Origin of the sequence: Nonomuraea rubra (assembly GCF_014207985.1) — a bacterium.
GTDB classification, from domain to species: Bacteria; Actinomycetota; Actinomycetes; order Streptosporangiales; family Streptosporangiaceae; genus Nonomuraea; species Nonomuraea rubra.
In genome coordinates this window covers 318,381-336,937 of the sequence record NZ_JACHMI010000001.1, presented here as the reverse complement: position 1 = coordinate 336,937, position 18,557 = coordinate 318,381, and the positions used below count along the sequence as shown (strand labels likewise).

Here is an 18,557-nt window from a genome sequence, read left to right as displayed (position 1 = left end):
TGGGCCCTGTCGACCGCCGATCCCGCCGCCCGTGAGCGGATCGCGGCGGCCGGGCGTCCGTACGACGCGGAGAGCCTCGCCAGGGAGAGTGCTCGCGTCGAGGGCTGGGCGAACGTGCGCGTCGCCGTCATGGCGCGGCTGCTGCGCGCCAAGTTCACCCAGTATCCGGAGCTCGCGGAGATCCTGATCGGTACGGGCACCGCGCGCATCCACTACGACAACGGGTGGGTCTCAAGCCATTGGAGCGCCTCGGGACGCAACTGGATGGGCCGCCTCCTGGAGCTGGTCAGATCCGAGCTCCAGGCCGATCGGCTCATGGACTAGATGCTCAGCTGCACGGCGGCGCGGCTCGCGAGGATCGGCCTGATGTAGTCGGCGATCACCTTCTGGTGGTCGGGGTGGTCGCGGTAGACCAGGTAGTCGTCGGTGTCGTCGAAGTCCGCCACCACGGCGTACTCATGGTTGCCCTGGTTGATGCCCGCGTCCGCGCCGACCGTGTACGAGCGCAGCTGCGGGATGAGGTCGGGGAGTTTGCGCAGCTCAGCCGTGACGGCGGCCTTCTGCTCGGCCGTCGCGGTCTCGGTCCAGGTGAACAGCACGATGTGGCGAATCATATTCGCCACCTTATCGATGTATCTGGCGGGGACCTGGGCGCTCTGACGTCAATGGGTGCGGGCGTCCCCCGCCGTACGGCGATCGCCGGGAGAGGGGTCCTCCCGGCGGTCGCCGTACTCCTTGGCTCCAGGGCTCCTCAGCTCCAGGCGAGCATGCGGAGGGGGTCCTCCAGCATCGCGCCCACGTCCGCGAGGAAGAGCGAGCCGAGCTCGCCGTCGACGATGCGGTGGTCGAACGAGAGCGACAGGGTCGCCACCTTGCGCACCGCCAGCTCGCCGTCCACCACCCACGGCAGGTCCCTGATCTGGCCCACGGCGAGGATGGCGGCCTCACCGGGGTTGATGATCGGGGTGCCGGTGTCCACGCCGAAGACGCCGACGTTGGTGATGGTGATGGTGCCGCCGGACATCTCCGCCGGTTGGGTGCGCCCCGCTCTGGCCGTCTCCGTGAGCTGGGCCAGGGCCGTGGCCAGGGCGGGGAGCGACAGGGCCTGGGCGTCCTTGATGTTGGGGACCAGGAGGCCGCGGGGGGTGGCGGCGGCGATGCCGAGGTTCACGTAGTGCTTGACCACGATCTCGCCGGACTGCTCGTCCCAGGCCGAGTTGATCAGCGGGTGGCGTCTGACCGCCGTCAGGACCGCCCTGGTGACCAGGAGCAGCGGGGAGACCTTGACCTCCGCGAAGTCCGCCATCGTGCGCAGGCGGCGGACCGCTTCCATGGTGCCCGTCATGTCCACCTGGAGGAACTCGGTGACGTGCGGGGCGGTGAAGGCGCTGGTGACCATGGCCTGGGCGGTCGCCTTGCGTACGCCCTTGATGGGGATGCGCTCTTCGCGGCGGGGGGATGTCGTGGGTGCCGGCTCCTCGGCCGGGGCCTGGGCAGCGGCGTGGACGTCGTCCCGGGTGATCGAGCCCTGGGGGCCCGTGCCTGTCAGGGAGGCCAGGTCCACGCCCAGGTCCTTGGCCAGTTTGCGGACCGGGGGCTTGGCCAGGACGGCCACCCGGCTGGGCGCCGTGCCGCTTTTCGCCGGCCCGGCGCCGGGAGCGGCCGCGACACCCGCGCCCGCCGCGCCTGCTTCCTCTGAGGGGGTGGAGGGCGGGCCGTCCACTTCCACGCGGGACGGGTTGGCGACCGGGTTGGCGGCGATGCCGCGGGACGGTTGCTTGCGGGGGCGGCGCTTGGTGGTGCCGGTCTTGACGCCGTAACCCACCAGGACCGCCTGGCGCTCCTCCTTGGGGGCCGGGCTGCCGTGGGCGCCGGGCTCCACCGCGCCCTCCGCCGGCGGCTTCGGGACCATGTCGTCCGCCAGGGCGGCGAGGTCGCGGGAGGCCTGGGCGGGCGTCTCGGCGCCGGACGGCACCCCCGAGGCGGAAGGAGCGGCGGGTGCGCCGCCCTCCTCGGTGGTGTCCACGGCGATGATGGTGACGCCGACGTCGATCGTGTCGCCCTCCTCGGCCATCAGGCCGGCCACCACGCCGTCCCACGGGATGGGCAGCTCGACGATCGACTTGGCCGTCTCGATCTCCACCACGATCTGGTTGACCTTGACCGTGTCGCCCGCCTTGACGTGCCAGCGGACGATCTCGGCCTCCGTCAGCCCCTCGCCGACGTCAGGAAGCTTGAACTCGCGTCGCATCGCGCAACCCCCTCAGTACCCGAAGGTCCGGTCGACGGCGTCGAGCACCCGGTCCAGGTCGGGCAGGTAGTGCTCCTCCAGCTTGGACGGGGGGTACGGGGTGGAGAAGCCGCCGACCCGCAGCACGGGCGACTCCAGGTGGTAGAAGCACTGCTCGGTGATCCGGGCGGCGAGCTCGGCGCCGAAGCCGCTGTTGACGGGGGCCTCGTGGACGACCACGACCCGCCCGGTGCGGCGTGCGGAGTCCATCACGACGGGCTCGTCCAGCGGGTTGAGCGAGCGCAGGTCGATGACCTCCAGCGAGCGCCCGTCGTCCTCGGCCGCCGTGGCCGCCTCCAGGCACGTCTTGACCATGGGGCCGTAGGCCAGCAGCGTGACGTCGGATCCGGGACGGACGACCTTGGCGGCGTGGAGCGGGGTCCACCAGTCGGTGGAGGAGGTGTCGATGTCGGCCTTCTCCCAGTAGCGGCGCTTGGGCTCGAAGAAGAGCACCGGGTCGTCGCTGCGGATGGCCTGCTGGATCATGGTGTACGCGTCGGCCGGGTTGGAGCAGGCGACGACGCGCAGGCCGGCCGTGTGGGTGAAGTACGCCTCGGGCGACTCGCTGTGGTGCTCGACCGCGCCGATGCCGCCGCCGCAGGGGATGCGTACGACGACCGGCAGCTTGATCGCGCCCAGCGAGCGCATCGGCATCTTGGCGAGCTGCGTGATGATCTGGTCGGCGGCCGGGAAGACGAACCCGTCGAACTGGATCTCGCACACCGGCCGGTACCCGCGCAGCGCAAGCCCGATCGCCGTGCCGATGATGCCCGACTCGGCCAGCGGCGTGTCGATCACGCGGTCCTCGCCGAAGTCCTTCTGCAGCCCGTCGGTGACGCGGAACACGCCGCCCAGCTTGCCGACGTCCTCGCCCATGATGAGGACCTTGGGGTCGTCCTCCATGGCCTTGCGCATGCCCTCGTTCAAAGCCTTCGACAACGAAAGAACGGTCACTTCTCGAACCCCTCCAAGTACGCGGCGAACTGGGCGCGCTCCTGGTCGATCAGGGCGTGGGGCTCGCGGTAGACGTGGTCGAAGATGTCGAGCGGCTCGGGATCCGGCATGGCCAGGCAGCGCCTGCGCAGGTCCGCGCCGAGCTGGTCGGCCTCGGCGTCGACGGAGTCGAAGTAGGCCTGGTCGGCGTGCTCGTTCCTGAACAGGTACGCCTTGACCCGCTCGATCGGGTCCTTGAGCTTCCACGCCTCCAGCTCGCTGGCCACGCGGTACCGCGTGGGGTCGTCGGTGGTGGTGTGGGCGCCCATCCGGTACGTGTACGCCTCGATGAGCGTCGGCCCCTGCCCGGTACGGGCGGCTTCGAGCGCCTTGCGGGTCACCGCGAGGCAGGCGAACACGTCGTTGCCGTCGACCCTGATGCCCGGAAAGCCGAACCCGGAGGCCCGCCGGTAGAGGGGGATGCGGGTCTGCTTCTCCAGCGGCTCGGAGATGGCCCACTGGTTGTTCTGGCAGAAGAACACGATCGGCGCGTTGAAGACGCTGGCCCAGATGAACGACTCGTTCACGTCGCCCTGGGAGGTGGCGCCGTCGCCGAAGTAGACGATGGTGGCGGCGCTGGCGTCGTCGCGCTGGATGCCCATCGCGTAGCCGACCGCGTGCAGGGTCTGGCTGCCGATCACGATCGTGTACAGGTGGAAGTTGTGCTCCTTGGGGTCCCATCCCCCGTGGTTGACGCCCCTGAACAGGCCGAGCAGCTTGACGGGGTCGACGTCGCGGCACCACGCCACGCCGTGCTCGCGGTAGGTGGGGAACGCCATGTCGGTGTCGGTCAAAGCGCGGCCCGAGCCGATCTGGGCGGCCTCCTGGCCGAGCAGCGAGGCCCAGATGCCCAGCTCGCCCTGGCGCTGCAGCGCCACGGCCTCCAGGTCGATCCGCCGGACGAGCACGAGGTCGCGGTAGAGCGACCTGATCTCCTCCGGGGTCAGGTCGATGTCGTAGTCGGGATGCTCGACCCGCTCGCCCTCGGGGGTGAGCAGCTGGACGAGCTCAGGAGATGCTCCCGAGGCGTCTATGGTCATGCGCCACTCCTGCTGGTCAGGGGCCGGACTATGGATGGGGTTGCCACCTTAGGCCAGCCTTACCTAACGACGAACCGCTAGGTGGTGGTTCGTACGCGTTTGGGGCCATCGTGGCAGACGTCACAGCCCTGTGCGCAAGCCCCATGTCCTCCCCGTTCCCGTTGTAGTGACAGCCACACGCGCCGGTAGGCTGTGCTTCCCATCCACCCACCGCTCCCAGGAGGAACGCAGTGGCCCGCGTCATCGTGGACGTCATGTTGAAGCCCGAGATCCTCGATCCGCAGGGCCAGGCCATCGCCAGGGCGCTGCCCAGGCTCGGCTTCTCCGGCGTCTCGGCCGTGCGCCAGGGCAAGCGCTTCGAGGTCGAGCTTGACGGCCCGGCCGACGAGGCGGCGCTCGACGAGGTGCGCAAGATGGCCGAAACGTTGCTCGCCAACACGGTCATCGAGGACTACAGCGTCCGGGTCGAGGGCTAAGGCACATTTGCCGCCCCGATTTCCCCTGGGGCGGTTAAAGCCCGGTTGTGACGTGCCACAATGCCACGGGCGTGCCAACACTAAATAACAACAACGTGATTTTGCGGTTAGCCCCGTTTTCTCAGGGAAACCTACTCCAGGTGAGATTCCGGCACCCGGAGGAGTCCGGTGGATATTGAGTTCTCGTTGGCACTGCCTCGGGATGCGATCGGCATACCGATGGTCAGGCGAGTGCTTGGCGACGCCATGCGTTCACTCAACGTGAGCGAGACGTGCATCGCCGACATGCTGCTCGCCGTGTCCGAGGCGTGCTCCAACGCGGTCCGGCACGGAGGGCCGGCCAACCGGTACGAGGTGACGGCCGCCATCGGCGCCGGCCAGTGCGACGTGCGCGTGGCCGACAACGGTGACGGTGTCCCGACGATGCCTCACTCCTTTCCGCCTCCGGACACCGAGAACGGCCGCGGCCTGCTGATCATGCGCTCCGTCGTGGACGAGATCTCCTTCGGCGTCACCCCGGGCCGGGGCACCACGGTCCACCTGCGCAAGCACCTCGCCTGGGACGACGGCGCCGACGCCCGTCCCCGCGAGCTGGCCGCCGTCTGAGCCGGCCGTCTGAGCTGCGCGTACGCGTGCCGGGCGAGCCGATGCGGACCACCTGGGAGCACCCGATAACCTGAAGACACCGCCGTCCGCCCCGAAGGGACGGTGGTGCGCGCGCGCATTCCTCCGGAGGGGACGACAGTCATGAGCGCTGCCCGTGTGGGCGTAGTCACGTTTCCAGGAACTCTCGACGACCAGGACGCCGCCAGAGCCGTGCGCCTCGTGGGCGCGGAGGCGGTCCCGTTGTGGCACGCCGACCACGACCTGAAGGGAGTCGACGCCGTCTTCCTGCCCGGCGGCTTCTCCTACGGCGACTACCTGCGCTGCGGCGCCATCTCGCGTTTCGCGCCGCTCATGGAGGAGCTCGTCCCGGCCGCCAGGGCGGGGCTGCCCGTGATCGGCACCTGCAACGGGTTCCAGATCCTGTGCGAGGCGCACCTGCTGCCCGGCGCGCTGACCCGTAACGCCTCGCTCCACTACGTCTGCCGCGACCAGCGGCTCAAGGTGGAGCAGACCGCGACCGCGTGGACGAACTCGTTCACGCCCGGCCAGGAGATCGTGCTGCCGGTCAAGCACGGCGAAGGCCGCTACGTGGCCTCCGACGACACGCTGGCCGCGCTGGAGGCGGGCGGCCACGTGGTGTTCCGCTACGTCGGCAACCCCAACGGCTCGCTCAACGACATCGCCGGCATCCGCAACGAGGCGGGCAACGTGGTCGGCCTCATGCCGCACCCCGAGCACGCCGTCGAGGACCTGGTCGGCGCCCCGAGCACCGACGGTCTCGGCATCTTCACCTCCATCCTGAAGAACCTGGTGAACGCATGACAGACAGTGTGAAGCGGGCGGCGGAGACTCCCGACGAGCCGATGCCCTTCGCCGAGCTGGGGATGAAGGAGGACGAGTACGACCGGGTCAAGCAGATCCTGGGCCGCCGTCCGACCGGCTCCGAGCTGGCCATCTACAGCGTCATGTGGTCCGAGCACTGCTCGTACAAGTCGTCCAAGGTGCACCTGAAGCAGTTCGCCACCAAGGCGCCCAAGTCCGAGGCGCTGCTCGTGGGCATGGGCGAGAACGCCGGCGTGGTCGACATCGGCGACGGCTGGGCCGCCACGTTCAAGATCGAGTCGCACAACCACCCGTCGTACGTCGAGCCGCACCAGGGCGCCGCCACCGGCGTCGGCGGGATCGTGCGCGACATCATGTCGATGGGCGCGCGCCCGATCGCGGTCATGGACGCGCTGCGCTTCGGCGCCGCCGACGCCGTGGACACCCGCCGCGTGCTGCCCGGCGTGGTGGAGGGCATCAGCAGCTACGGCAACTGCCTGGGCCTGCCGAACATCGGCGGCGAGGTCGTCTTCGACCCCTGCTATATCGGCAACCCGCTGGTCAACGCCCTGTGCGTGGGCCTGCTGCGCAAGGACCAGATCAAGCTGGCCACCGCGCCCGGCCCGGGCAACAAGGTCGTGCTGTTCGGCGCGTCCACCGGCCCCGACGGCATCGGCGGCGCGTCCGTGCTGGCCAGCGCCACGTTCGAGGACGAGTCGCAGGCCAAGCGGCCCGCCGTGCAGGTGGGCGACCCGTTCATGGAGAAGCTGCTCATCGAGTGCTGCCTGGAGCTGTACGCGGCCGACGTGGTCGTCGGCATCCAGGACCTCGGCGCGGCCGGCGTCTCCTGCGCCACGACCGAGCTGGCCGCCAAGGGCACCGGCGGCATGAACGTGGACCTCAACCTGGTTCCGCTGCGCGACCCCTCGCTCAGGCCCGAGGAGATCCTCATGAGCGAGTCGCAGGAGCGCATGATGGCCGTCGTCCGGCCCGACGACATCCCCGCGTTCATGGCGATCTGCGAGAAGTGGGACGTGCCCGCCACCGTCATCGGCGAGGTCACCGACACCGGTCGCCTCGTCATGACGTGGGACGGCGAGATCATCGTGGACATCCCGCCGGGCACCGCCGCCGACGAGGGCCCCGTCTACGAGCGCCCCTTCCACGAGCCGGCCGGGCAGGCCGCGCTCAACTCCGACACGCCCGACCGGCTGGAGCGGCCCGCCGACCTGCGGGCGACCCTGCTCAAGCTGCTCGGCTCGCCCAACCTGGCCTCCAAGGCGTGGGTGACCGACCAGTACGACCGGTACGTGCGCTCCAACACCGTGCTGGCCCAGCCGGCCGACGCGGGCATGCTGCGCATCTCGGAGGCCATCGAGGGCGCCGAGCCGACCACCCGGGGCATCGCGCTGTCCACCGACGGCAACGGCCGCTACGCCAAGCTCGACCCGTACGCGGGGGCGCAGCTCGCGCTCGCCGAGGCGTACCGGAACGTGGCCGTCACCGGCGCCAAGCCGCTGGCCGTCACCAACTGCCTCAACTTCGGCTCCCCCGAGGACCCCGAGGTGATGTGGCAGTTCGCCGAGGCCACCCGCGGGCTGGCCGACGCCTGCAGGGCGCTCGGCGTGCCCGTCACCGGCGGCAACGTCTCCTTCTACAACCAGACCGGCTCCACGGCCATCCACCCGACGCCCGTCGTGGGCGTGCTCGGCGTCATCGAGGACGTGGCCAAGCGGGTGCCGTCCGGGTTCACCGGCGAGGGGCTGCGGGTCGTGCTGCTCGGCGACACCGGCGCGGAGTTCGGCGGCTCGGAGTGGGCCCACGTCGAGCACCGCCACCTGGGCGGGCTGCCGCCGCACGCGGACCTGGAGGCCGAGCAGGCGCTGGGCACCGTGCTGGTGGAGGCGGGCCGGCGGGGGCTGCTGGAGGGCTCGCACGACCTGTCGGACGGCGGGCTGGCCGTCGCGCTGGCCGAGTCCTGCCTGGCGCGGGGCGTCGGGGCGGAGGTCGAGCTGACCGGTGACCCGTTCACCGACCTGTTCAGCGAGTCGGCGGCGCGGGCGCTGGTCGTGGTGCGGCCCGAGGCCTACGACGAGTTCGCCTCGCTGTGCGGGCGGCACGACGTGCCGTGCTACGGGCTCGGGATGACCGGCGGAGAGTCGCTGGTCGTCAAGGACGTGTTCGAGGTCTCCGTGGAGGAGCTGCGGGAAACGCACACGGCCGCGCTTCCCGCGCTGTTCGGCTGAGGCCTTCCTGGAGGGCCGGCACGGGGTTCCGTGCCGGCCCTTCGGCGTTACGCCTTCTTCAGGCAGACGACGTAGATGTTGCCGCTGACGCTGGTGCCGTTGCCGCCGTGGCCGTAGGTCTGCGCGTCCTTCTCGGCAGGGGCGTTCGTGGGCGAGGCCGACGGGGCGGCGGCCTGCCTGTCGTAGTCGTTGCCGCCGCCGTTGTCGTCCTTGGCCACGGTGACCGTCCAGCTGGAGGCGCCCGAGGGCGCGCTGCTGGTCACGATCGCGTTCTTGAACGTGGTGAACGAGAAGCCGCCGCCCGTCACCACGCCGTTGCCGCAGCTCACGGTCTCGGTGCCGGTCCCGTTGACGAACTCCTTGACGACGTGGGTCGTGTAGGTGGCGCCGTTGCCGGGCTCGCCCTTCTCCCCCTTGTCGCCCTTCGGACCCTGAGGTCCGGCGGGGCCGGTCGCGCCGGTCTTGCCCGGCTCGCCCTGCGCGCCGGTCTTGCCGGGCTCACCCTGTGGGCCGGTGGCGCCCGTCTTGCCCGGCTCGCCCTGCTCGCCCTTGGGCCCCTGCTCGCCCTTCGGCCCTTGCTCGCCCTTCGGGCCCTGCGGGCCCGCGACGCCCTGCTTGCCCTGCGGCCCGACGGGCCCCGTCTCGCCCTGGACGCCCTGCTTGCCCTGAGGGCCGGCCGGGCCGCGCTCGCCCTGGCGGCCCTGCTCGCCCGTCTGGACGGTGGTGGTCGAGGTGCCGGAGCCGCCGATCAGGATCCGCTCCTCCGTCTTCCTGCACTTCGTCGCCGGGTTGACGATGCGCGCGTACCGCGTCTTCTTGTGCACACAGGCGTGCACCTCGGCGGCGGTGGCGGACGACGCGGTGGCGACGCCACCGACGGTGAGGAGCGAGGCGGCCAGCGCCCCGACAGCGGCGAGCGTGATCGCGCGCCCGCCACGAACCTTGATAGCCACGGCTTTCCTTCCCAGGGAACGAGTGATGCTCATGTTGTGCATGAGATTCACGCTTCGAACGTTCCAAGGGATGACAGGAACTACATAACGTATACATCACGAAACAGAGCGTTACTGACCGGATTGACGGATTGTCTCCGACTTGGGTGAGTAAAAGGACGCATTGGAGACACCGGGCGCCCGTGGATAATCAGGTCTGTGCCAACGCGCGGTTCCACGCCCTACCTTCCCCCGGCCACCCAGCCCGTACGCGGCGTGGTCTGGGCCATCCATCTCCTCCTGCCCCTGCTCGGCCTCTGGCTGCTGCTGGCCCAGCCGCACATCAACGTCTTCTGGCAGCACAACGCGAGCCACTTCTGGCTGATCCTCCTGGTCGCCGGCGTCAACGTGGCGCTCGGCGTGCTCATCAGCGAGGCCTCCAGGCGCCGGCAGGACGCGCGGCTGTTCCTGGTCTCCATGGTCTTCCTGAGCAGTGCCGGGTTCTTCTTCCTGCACGGGCTGGCCACGCCGAAGGTCATCCTGCCGACCGGCTCCATCGGGTTCGACCTCGGGCAGCAGGTGGGCCTCACGATCGCCTCGGCGTTCGCGTTCGCCTCGGCGCTGCCGCTGCGGGAGCAGGCCGCCAAGGCCGTGCTCGGGGCGCAGCACTTCGTCCGGGGGGCGCTGGTCGGGTTCATGGTGCTCTGGGGTGTGGTGTCGCTGGTCCCGGGCCTGACGGCGCTCAGCGAGCCGCCCATGGTCTCGCCGATGGACTGGCTGGTGTGGGCCTCGGTGCCCGGCCTGCTGCTGTACGTGGCGGCGAGCGTGATGATGTTCCTGCTGCACCGGCGGCGGCCGGCGGCCATGCTGATCAGCCTGATCACCGCGTACGCGCTGCTGGCCGAATCCATGATCGCGGGCATGTCGCAGCTCAACTGGCACCTGTCGTGGTGGGAGTGGCACATCCTGCTCACCCTGGCCTTCGTCTTCGTCGCCTACAGCGCGTACCTGCAGTTCAGGCGGGAGGGGTCGAGCGCGGGCCTGTTCGACTCGGTGGCGCTGTCGGCGACCGTACGGCGCATCCAGCGCGACTACGACGAGGCGCTGGAGGAGCTGGTCGAGCACGTACGCCGGGGCGAGCCGCTGGCCGCGACCCGGCTGTCGGGCAAGTTCCGGCTCAACGAGGGCCAGGCCGCGGTGCTCGACCGGGCGGGCGAGGCGCTGGCCAACGAGCGGGAGCTTTCGGAGCGGCTGGCCGCGCTGGTGGCGGTGAGCGCGCAGACCAAGGTCGGGCTGCCGGAGAACGAGCTGCTGACGGTGTCGCTGGAGCGGGTACGGCAGGCGTACGGGGACGTCAAGATCGCCCTGGTCTCGGAGGGCAGGACGCAGATCGGCTCGCGCGACTACGCGTTCACCGACGGCAACCCGATCAGGCGCGACCAGCTCCTGGCCTTCCCGCTGACCGTCAAGGGCAACCTGGCGGGCGTGCTGGAGGTGCCGATCGGGCGTACCAGCCAGGACGAGGCGCTGGCCGCGACGCTGGCCGGGCAGCTGTCGATCTCCCTGGAGAACGCCCGGCTCTACCAGGAGCTGCACACGCTCTTCCACCAGTACATGTCGCCGGACGTGGCGCACGCGCTGCTCGCCGACCCCGCGCAGGCGGAGCTGGGCGGCCAGCTCAAGGAGCTGACCGCGCTCTTCGCCGATCTCAAGGGCTTCACCACGTTCTCGGAGAAGGTCACCCCCGGCGAGATCGTCGAGATGCTGAACCGCTACCACACGGCCGCCGTCCCCTGCATCCTGAACAACGGCGGCACGATCGTGCAGTTCGTCGGCGACGCGCTGCTGGCCCTGTTCAACGCCCCCGCGTCGCAGGACGGGCACGCGCGGCAGGCCTGCAAGGCGGCGCTGCAGATGCAGCAGGCGGCGGCCGAGATCGCCGAGGAGATGGCCTGGAAGGTCGACACGGTCGAGTGGCCGACGTTCCGGGTGGGCGTCAACACCGGGCCCGCCCTGGTCGGCAACATCGGCAGCCCGGAGCTGCGCGGCTTCAACGCCATGGGCGACGCCGTGAACGTGGCCGCCAGGCTCCAGACCCTCGCCGAGCCGGGCACGGTGGTGATCGGCGAGACGACGTACGGGCAACTGGGCGAGGGCGCGAAGGTGAAGCCTCTGGGGCCGCTCAACCTCAAGGGCAAGGAGGAGCTCGTCACGGCCTACGTTCTGACGGAAATGACATAGTAGGACGGTGCAGGTACCGACATAATCGGGCGCATGGATTCAGAGCCCGGAGAGTTCCTCACCATGCTGACGGCCGAGGAGGTCGAGGCGCTGCGCTCGGCCGGCAGGCTGCGGCGCTGGGACCGGGGCACGACCATCATGACCGAGGGCGACACGTCCGACTGGGTGCTCGTGCTGATGGAGGGCAGGGTCAAGTGCTCCTCCCACACGAGCGGCGGCACCGAGGTGGTGCTGGCCGTACGCGGGCCAGGCGCGCTGCTCGGCGAGCTGTCGGCCATCGACGGCTCACCCCGCTCGACCACCGTGACCGCGCTGGAGCCGATCGCCGGCCTGGTGGTACGTGACTTCCCCGGCTTCCTGGAGAGCCACGGCCGCATCGCCGTCCTGCTCATGCAGCTCATCAGCAACAAGCTGCGCGACTCCGACCGCAAGCGCATCGAGTACGGCGCCTTCGACACCACGGGCAGGGTGGCGACGCGGCTGCTGGAGCTGGCCGACCGGTACGGCGAGAAGACCAACAGCGGCGTACGCGTGGCGCTGCCCCTGTCGCAGGACGAGCTGGCCGGCTGGACCGGAGCCTCCCGCGAGGCCGTCAGCAAGGCGCTGCGCACGCTGCGCGACCGGGGCCTGATCGAGACGGGCAGGCGGCGCGTGGTGATCCACGACCTGGAGGGGTTGCGCAAGAGAGCAAGGTGACCCCTGGGGAGAAACCGGACGTACGCCGTACGTCATAGTGGAGGGCATGGTCGCACTCACCCCCCAGGACGACACCCGCCTGCGTTACGCCTGGCAGGTGTGCGCGGTCACCAGCCTGGGCCTCGTCCTCATCGGCATCGCCGGCAGCACGCTGAACGTGGCGCTGCCGACGGTCGTGCGGCACTTCCGGGCCGACGCGCTGGAGTCGAACTGGATCCTCCTGTCGTTCCTGCTGGTCAACACGGCGAGCCTGGTGCTGTTCGGCCGGGTGGCCGACCTGCTCGGCAGGCGTGAGGTATATCTCGCGGGGTTCGCGCTGTTCACGGTGGCCTCGCTGCTGGCCGGGCTGTCACCGGACGTGTGGTTCCTGATCGCGATGCGGGTCCTGCAGGCGATCGGCGCCGCGATGATCCTCGCGAACGGCACCGTGATCATCACTGACGCGTTCCCGCCCGAGCGGCTCAGCCAGGGCATGGGCGTCTACATCGGCACGCTGTCGGTGGCCCAGCTCGCGGGCCCCACGCTCGGCGGCCTGATCGCCGAGGCGGCCGGCTGGCAGTGGATCTTCTGGGTGAACGTGCCCGCCGGGCTCCTGGCGCTCGGCGTGGGCGCGGCGATCTTACGCAAGATGCCCAGGCAGCCGAAGGAGCCGGTGGACGCGCTGGGCAACGTCCTGGTGTTCGCGGCGCTGTCGGCGCTGCTGCTGGCGCTGTCCACGGCGGGGTCGAGCGGGCTGTCCAGCCCCGTGGTGCTGGCGGGGGCCGGCGCGTTCGTGGTGCTGGTGCCGCTGGTCGTGCTGGCCGAGCGGCGGGCCCCGAACCCGGTGCTGGACCTGCGGCTGTTCGGCGGGCGGCTGCTGGCCTACGCGAACCTGGCCTCGTTCTGCAACGCGCTGGCCCGCTCGGCGCTGATCCTGGTGGTGGCGCTGTACTTCCAGGCCGCCCGGGGCGTGGACGCGTTCACGGCGGGCCTGAGCGTGCTGCCGGTGCCGGTCGGGATCGGGCTGGCCTCGCCGATCGTGGGCATGCTGGGGCAGCGGGTGTCGCCGTACGCGCTGTCGATCGGCGGCGCGGTGCTGAGCGCGGCCGGGCTCGGCACGCTGATGCTGACGGCCGATCCGGCGACGCCGTACTGGGTGATCGGGATCGGCCTGTTCGTGGCGGGCTGCGGCAGCGGGACGTTCCTCACGGGCAACACCACGCAGGTCATGCGGGCGCTGCCGACCGGCAGCCTGGGGGTGGTCAACGGGTTCCGCGTGATGGTGATGAACGTCGGCATCGTGATCAGCGTCGGCCTGTCGCTCAGCGTGCTGACCGCCTCCGTGGGGCCCGGCGTGCGGGCCCAGGTGTACGCGGGAACCCTGTCCACGCTGTCGCCGGTGGCGGTGGGGCAGCTCATGGACGGGTTCCAGCGGGCGTACGCGGTGCTGTTCGGGGTCGCGCTGCTCGGCGCGCTCCTCGCCGCCCTCGCCCGGCCTCAGAGAGCGGCGGCCAGGCGGGACTCGACGTCGCGGTAGCGGGCGACCGGGACGAGGTGCACGCCGGCGAAGGCCCCGGAGTCGCGCAGCGCGAGGACCTGCTCGCAGGCGGCCTCCACGCCGGCCATGCGGTCCGCGGCCACCCTCGCGACCAGCTCCTCCGGCAGGGCGATGTCCGGGATCGCGGCGGCCAGGGTGCGCGCGTGCCGCTCGCTGGCCAGGACCATGACGCCGGCGTAGACGGGCACGTCGACCGGATGCTCCTCACGCCACCGGAGCTGCTCCTCCACCGAGAAGCTGACCTGGGAGAACAGGAAGTCGGCCGTACGCTTCCACGCGGGCAGCGCCCGCAGCCCGGCGGCGGCCCCCACGCGCAGGTCGGGCGAGAACCCGCGGGCCTCCTCGATCATCGAGCGCACGTTCAGGTCGCTCGTCCGGTTGCCGCTCGTCGGCTTGTCGCCGTAGACGAAGAGGAACTGGTCCACCCCGTACGCCGCCGCCGTCAGCAGGTCGCGGCGGAAGCCGAGCAGGTTGCGGTCGCGCGAGTTGAGGCAGGCGATGCCGCGCCCGCCCATCGCCTCGACCTCGTGCGCCACGGCCACGCTGGAGACGGTCGCGCGGCCGATGTGGTTGTCGGGGATGAGGAACGCGTGGGCGATCTTGCTCAGGGTGCCGATCTGGTGCCGTACGTGCTTCAGATCGGGCTTGGTGGGCGGTTCGATCTCGCAGATCAGCTCAAAGGGCATGATCTGGACTCTAACGTCCGGCCGCGAGCGCCTCTATGCCGGCCAGCACGAGATCGACCCCGAACGTGTCGTACAGGGCCGGGTCCATGTCCCCCGCGAGCGGCGAGGCCATCTCCACGAGGTGCGGATACCTCTCCAGGGGCAGCGTCTGCAGGCCGACCTGCTTGGTCCTGATCCGCTCGCCCCATGCGGGATCGGCCCGCCCGTGGACCGGCGCGTCGGCGATGGCGATGGCGCTCTGCAGCAGGTACTTGGTGATCAGGCAGCTCTCGTCCACGCTGAAGCCCGCCGAGCGGGCCAGCCCGAGCGCCCGGTCCCAGACGGCCAGGAAGTGGGGGACCTCGACGGGATCGATCTGCTCCAGCACGTTCTTGGCGCAGGGGTGCGTGCGCAGCGTCCTGATCAGGCCCTCGGTCAGCTCGCGGAGCTGGGCCTGCCAGGGGCGCTCGTCGGCGGGCGAGGGCGCGAAGCCGCCGATCAGGTGGTCGGCCATGCCGACGAGCAACTGTTCCTTGTTCTTGTAGTGCCAGTAGAGCGCCATCGGGGTCACGCCGAGATCCGTGGCCAGGCGGCGGATGGTCACGGCGTCGAGGCCCTCGGTGTCGCCGATCTCCAGGGCTCGCTCCGCGATCGCCTGCGCGGTCAGTTTTCCCATCACGGTTGACAACTATACGTCGTACAAGTTCCACTATACGGCGTACAAGTACGCTGTATAGGAGGGAATCACCATGCGATGGTGGGCACTGGCTGCCGTGACCCTGGGCACGTTCATGACGTATCTGGACAACAACGTGGGCAATGTCGCGTTGCCGACGATCCAGCGGGACCTGGGGCTGACGATCTCCGGGCTGGAGTGGATCGTGAGCTCGTACATCCTGGTCTTCGCCGGGCTCATGCTGGCCGGCGGGCGGCTCGCGGACGTGCTGGGCGCCCGCAGGGTCTTCCTCGCCGGGCTGGCCGTCTTCACGCTGGCCTCGCTCGCGGCCGGGCTGGCCACCTCCGGCGGGATGCTGATCGCGGCGCGGGCCGTGCAGGGCGTCGGCGCCGCGCTGCTGACGCCGACCACGCTGTCGCTGATCAGCCAGATCTTTCCCGACCCCGCCGAGCGCGGCAGGGCAGTGGGCATCTGGAGCGCCTCGGGGGCGCTCTCCATGGCCCTCGGGCCCACCCTGGGCGGCCTCATCAGCGAGAACCTGCACTGGGGCTGGATCTACCTGATCAACGTGCCGATCGGGGTGGTCACGGCCGGCCTCGCGCTCTGGGCCGTGCGGCCGGCCGTCACGCGGGTGCGCCACAGCCTCGACCTGCCCGGTCTGGCCCTGTCGGCGCTGGCCCTGTTCGCGCTGACGTTCGCGCTCATCGAGGGCGAGGCACTCGGCTGGGGCTCGGCGCCGATCCTGGCCGCGTTCGGCGTGTTCGCGGCGGCGGTCGCGGGCTTCGTCGCGGTCGAGGCGCGGGCGGCCGAGCCGATGATCGCGATCTCGCTGTTCAGGTCGCGCGTCTTCACCGGCGGCGTGCTGACCAGCGGCATCTGGACGTTCGGCGTGTTCGGGATCTACTTCTTCAGCGCCCTGTGGCTGCAGAACGTGCTCGGCTTCACCCCCACCCAAGCAGGCGCGTCCTTCGTGCCGATGGCGCTGGTCATGGGCGTGGTGGCGATCCTGTCGCAGCAGGTCAGCGCGCGGCTCGGCATCGGGCGCACGGTCGCGCTCGGGATGGCGCTCATGGGCACCGCGATCTACCTCATCTCCCGCGTCGGCGCCGGCGCCGGCTTCGCGGACGTGGCGCCCTGGTTCATCCTGTACGGCCTCGGCGGCGGCCTGCTCGTCCCCCTGACCTCCGCCGTCGTCAGCGGCATGCCCAGGGAGCGCTCAGGCGTCGCCTCTGGCGTGCTCAACGTCTCCCGCGAGGTGTTCGGGCTGCTCGGCATCACCGTGCTGGGAGCGCTGCTGACCGCCAGGCAGAACGCGAGCGGCCTGGCACCGCTGCCCGCGTTCCTCGACGGCTACCGGTTCACGCTGGTCGTCGCCGCGGTCGTGGTGCTGGCGGCCATCCCGCTCGCGCTCTACTCGCTGCGCCCCCAGCAGGCGCCGCCCGGGGAGCCTCAGGCCGCCGCGACCCCGGAGACCGTCGGGTCCTCGAACTGAGTGCGGTACAGCTCCTCGTAGCGGCCCCCGGCGGCGAGCAGTTCGCCGTGCGTGCCGCGCTCGACCACCTGGCCGTCCTCGATCACCAGGATCAGGTCGGCGGCGCGGACGGTGGACAGCCGGTGCGCGATCACCACGGCCGTCCTGCCCTCCAGGGCCTCGCCCAGCGCCGCCTGTACCGCCGCCTCGGAGGTGGAGTCGAGCGCCGCGGTGGCCTCGTCCAGGATCACCACCCTCGGCCTGGCCAGCAGGAGGCGGGCGATCGTCAGCCGCTGGCGCTCCCCGCCGGACAGCCGGTAGCCGCGCTCGCCCACGACCGTGTCGAGCCCGTCGGGCAGCGACCGGATGAGCGTGGCCAGCCGGGCGCGGGTGAGCGCGTCCCAGATCTCCTCCTCGCCCGCCTCCGGCCTGGCCAGCAGCAGGTTGGCGCGGATCGTCTCGTGGAAGAGGTGACCGTCCTGGGTGACCATGCCGAGCGTGTCGCGGATCGAGTCCGCGGTCAGGTCGCGTACGTCCACGCCGCCGAGCCGTACGGCGCCGGAGTCGACGTCGTACAGCCTGGGCAGGAGCTGCGCGATCGTGGACTTGCCCGCCCCCGACGAGCCGACCAGCGCCACCATCTGCCCGGGTTCGGCCCGGAACGAGACGCCGTGCAGCACCTCGACGCCGCCGCGCGTGTCGAGCGTGGCGACCTCCTCCAGCGAGGCCAGCGAGACCTTGTCGGCCGAGGGGTAGGCGAAGCGCACGTCGTCGAACTCCACCGAGACCGGGCCTTCCGGCACCTTCCGGGCGTCCGGCTTGTCCTGGATGAGCGGCTCCAGGTCGAGCACCTCGAAGACGCGCTCGAAGCTGACGACCGCGCTCATCACGTCCACGCGGGCGCTGGCCAGGGCCGTCAGGGGCGCGTACAGGCGGGTCAGCAGCATGGCCATGGACACCAGCGCGCCGGGGGCGAGCTGCCCGGCCAGGGCGTAGAAGCCGCCGAGGCCGTACACCAGGGCCAGCGCCAGCGCCGAGACCAGCGTCAGCGCGGTGACGAAGGCCGACTGGGTCATGGCAGAGCGCACCCCGATGTCGCGCACGCGGCGGGCCCTGCCCGCGAACTCGGCCGACTCGTGGGCGGGCCGGCCGAACAGCTTGACCAGCGTCGCGCCGGGCGCGGAGAACCGCTCGGTCATCTGGGTGCCCATGGCCGCGTTGTGGTCGGCCGCCTCCCGCCGCAGCCGGGCGATCCTGGTGCCCATCCGCCGGGCCGGCAGCACGAACACGGGCAGGAGCAGCAGCGCCAGCAGCGTGATCTGCCAGGAGATGCCGATCATCGCGACGAGCGTCAGCATGAGCGTCACGACGTTGCCCACCACGCCCGACAGCGTGTCGGTGAAGGCGCGCTGGGCGCCGATCACGTCGTTGTTCAGCCGGCTGACCAGCGCGCCGGTGCGGGTCCGCATGAAGAACGCGATCGGCATGCGCTGCACGTGGTCGAAGACGGCCGTACGCAGGTCGAGGATCAGGTCCTCGCCCAGGCCCGCTGACAGCCACCGGTTCACCAGGCCCAGGCCCGCCTCCGCGATCGCCAGGCCCGCGATCGCCAGCGCCACCGTGACGACCACGCCGAGCGGCTCGCCGGCGAAGACGGCGTCCACCACCCGCCCCGCCAGCAGCGGCGCTCCCACCGCCAGGCCCGCCATCACCACGCTGAGCAGCAGGAACAGCGCCAGCCTGCGCCGGTGGGGGCGCGCGAAGGCGCCGATACGCCTGAGCGTCGCCCTGGATACAGAGCGACGCTCAGGCCGGTTGTTCATCGAGTACAGCTGATGCCAGGCGGTCACTTCCATGCTCATGGCA

Annotated in this window: 17 protein-coding genes; 9 read left to right on the top strand and 8 right to left on the bottom strand. The window is 70.8% G+C overall.

The annotated features are described in order from the left end of the window. The first annotated feature begins 6 nt into the window (after window positions 1-6). Window positions 7-324 carry an NADAR family protein gene (locus HD593_RS60120; protein WP_221525521.1) on the top strand — a complete coding sequence of 106 codons (318 nt, stop codon included), beginning with the start codon at window positions 7-9 and terminating at the stop codon, window positions 322-324. Here the strand turns inward: HD593_RS60120 and HD593_RS01590 are convergent. From HD593_RS01590 to pdhA, 4 genes are all read right to left on the bottom strand, one after another. Continuing rightward, window positions 321-614: a Dabb family protein gene (locus HD593_RS01590; protein WP_185100358.1), complete on the bottom strand. Its 294-nt coding sequence runs from the start codon at window positions 612-614 to the stop codon at window positions 321-323. The genes HD593_RS60120 and HD593_RS01590 overlap by 4 nt on opposite strands. Before the next feature lie 137 nt (window positions 615-751). Continuing rightward, a complete protein-coding gene (locus tag HD593_RS01585; protein ID WP_185100357.1) occupies window positions 752-2,251 on the bottom strand; it encodes a dihydrolipoamide acetyltransferase family protein in 1,500 nt (499 codons plus the stop codon). A 12-nt stretch (window positions 2,252-2,263) separates the two neighbouring features. Continuing rightward, window positions 2,264-3,244, bottom strand: a complete 981-nt coding sequence (locus HD593_RS01580) for an alpha-ketoacid dehydrogenase subunit beta (RefSeq protein ID WP_185100356.1) — start codon at window positions 3,242-3,244, stop codon at window positions 2,264-2,266. Next, window positions 3,241-4,323: a pyruvate dehydrogenase (acetyl-transferring) E1 component subunit alpha gene (gene pdhA, locus HD593_RS01575; protein WP_185100355.1), complete on the bottom strand. Its 1,083-nt coding sequence runs from the start codon at window positions 4,321-4,323 to the stop codon at window positions 3,241-3,243. The genes HD593_RS01580 and pdhA overlap by 4 nt, the downstream gene beginning before the upstream one ends. Before the next feature lie 230 nt (window positions 4,324-4,553). Here pdhA and purS point away from each other — a divergent pair, with 230 nt between their 5' ends. The 4 genes from purS (at window position 4,554) to purL (ending at window position 8,473) form a co-directional block, all read left to right on the top strand. Beyond that, window positions 4,554-4,799, top strand: coding sequence for a phosphoribosylformylglycinamidine synthase subunit PurS (gene purS / locus HD593_RS01570; protein ID WP_185100354.1), 246 nt, complete (start codon window positions 4,554-4,556; stop codon window positions 4,797-4,799). 219 nt (window positions 4,800-5,018) lie between these two features. Further along, entirely contained in the window at window positions 5,019-5,405 is a 387-nt protein-coding gene (locus tag HD593_RS01565) for an ATP-binding protein (protein ID WP_185100353.1), read from the top strand. A 141-nt stretch (window positions 5,406-5,546) separates the two neighbouring features. Beyond that, window positions 5,547-6,227: a phosphoribosylformylglycinamidine synthase subunit PurQ gene (purQ, locus tag HD593_RS01560; RefSeq protein WP_185100352.1), complete on the top strand. Its 681-nt coding sequence runs from the start codon at window positions 5,547-5,549 to the stop codon at window positions 6,225-6,227. After that, a complete protein-coding gene (gene purL, locus HD593_RS01555) occupies window positions 6,224-8,473 on the top strand; it encodes a phosphoribosylformylglycinamidine synthase subunit PurL (RefSeq protein WP_185100351.1) in 2,250 nt (749 codons plus the stop codon). Before purQ ends, purL begins: the two co-directional genes overlap by 4 nt. A 47-nt stretch (window positions 8,474-8,520) precedes the next feature. Here the strand turns inward: purL and HD593_RS63190 are convergent, their stop codons facing one another. Continuing rightward, entirely contained in the window at window positions 8,521-9,426 is a 906-nt protein-coding gene (locus tag HD593_RS63190) for a collagen-like protein (RefSeq protein WP_221524565.1), read from the bottom strand. Between the two features lie 198 nt (window positions 9,427-9,624). Between HD593_RS63190 and HD593_RS64190 the strand changes: the two genes are divergently transcribed. Genes HD593_RS64190 through HD593_RS01535 form a run of 3 tightly spaced genes read left to right on the top strand, consistent with a single transcriptional unit; the run spans window position 9,625 to window position 13,858 of the window. Then, window positions 9,625-11,646: an adenylate/guanylate cyclase domain-containing protein gene (locus HD593_RS64190; RefSeq protein ID WP_312903305.1), complete on the top strand. Its 2,022-nt coding sequence runs from the start codon at window positions 9,625-9,627 to the stop codon at window positions 11,644-11,646. Window positions 11,647-11,679: 33 nt separating this feature from the next. Further along, window positions 11,680-12,342, top strand: coding sequence for a Crp/Fnr family transcriptional regulator (locus tag HD593_RS01540; protein WP_185100350.1), 663 nt, complete (start codon window positions 11,680-11,682; stop codon window positions 12,340-12,342). Window positions 12,343-12,388: 46 nt separating this feature from the next. Continuing rightward, window positions 12,389-13,858, top strand: a complete 1,470-nt coding sequence (locus HD593_RS01535) for an MFS transporter (RefSeq protein ID WP_185100349.1) — start codon at window positions 12,389-12,391, stop codon at window positions 13,856-13,858. Here HD593_RS01535 and HD593_RS01530 read toward each other — a convergent pair. Further along, the gene (locus HD593_RS01530) at window positions 13,819-14,565 is read right to left on the bottom strand and encodes a methylenetetrahydrofolate reductase (RefSeq protein ID WP_185100348.1); all 747 of its coding nucleotides are present in this window, start codon (window positions 14,563-14,565) and stop codon (window positions 13,819-13,821) included. The genes HD593_RS01535 and HD593_RS01530 overlap by 40 nt on opposite strands. Before the next feature lie 10 nt (window positions 14,566-14,575). Next, a complete protein-coding gene (locus HD593_RS01525; RefSeq protein WP_246547407.1) occupies window positions 14,576-15,220 on the bottom strand; it encodes a TetR/AcrR family transcriptional regulator in 645 nt (214 codons plus the stop codon). A 73-nt stretch (window positions 15,221-15,293) separates the two neighbouring features. Between HD593_RS01525 and HD593_RS01520 the strand changes: the two genes are divergently transcribed. Then, the gene (locus HD593_RS01520) at window positions 15,294-16,712 is read left to right on the top strand and encodes an MFS transporter (protein ID WP_185100346.1); all 1,419 of its coding nucleotides are present in this window, start codon (window positions 15,294-15,296) and stop codon (window positions 16,710-16,712) included. On the opposite strand, the gene HD593_RS01515 is transcribed toward HD593_RS01520, so the two are convergent. After that, complete coding sequence (locus HD593_RS01515; protein ID WP_185100345.1) at window positions 16,670-18,553, bottom strand: ABC transporter ATP-binding protein; 1,884 nt, start codon at window positions 18,551-18,553, stop codon at window positions 16,670-16,672. The genes HD593_RS01520 and HD593_RS01515 overlap by 43 nt on opposite strands. Window positions 18,554-18,557 lie beyond the last annotated feature (4 nt).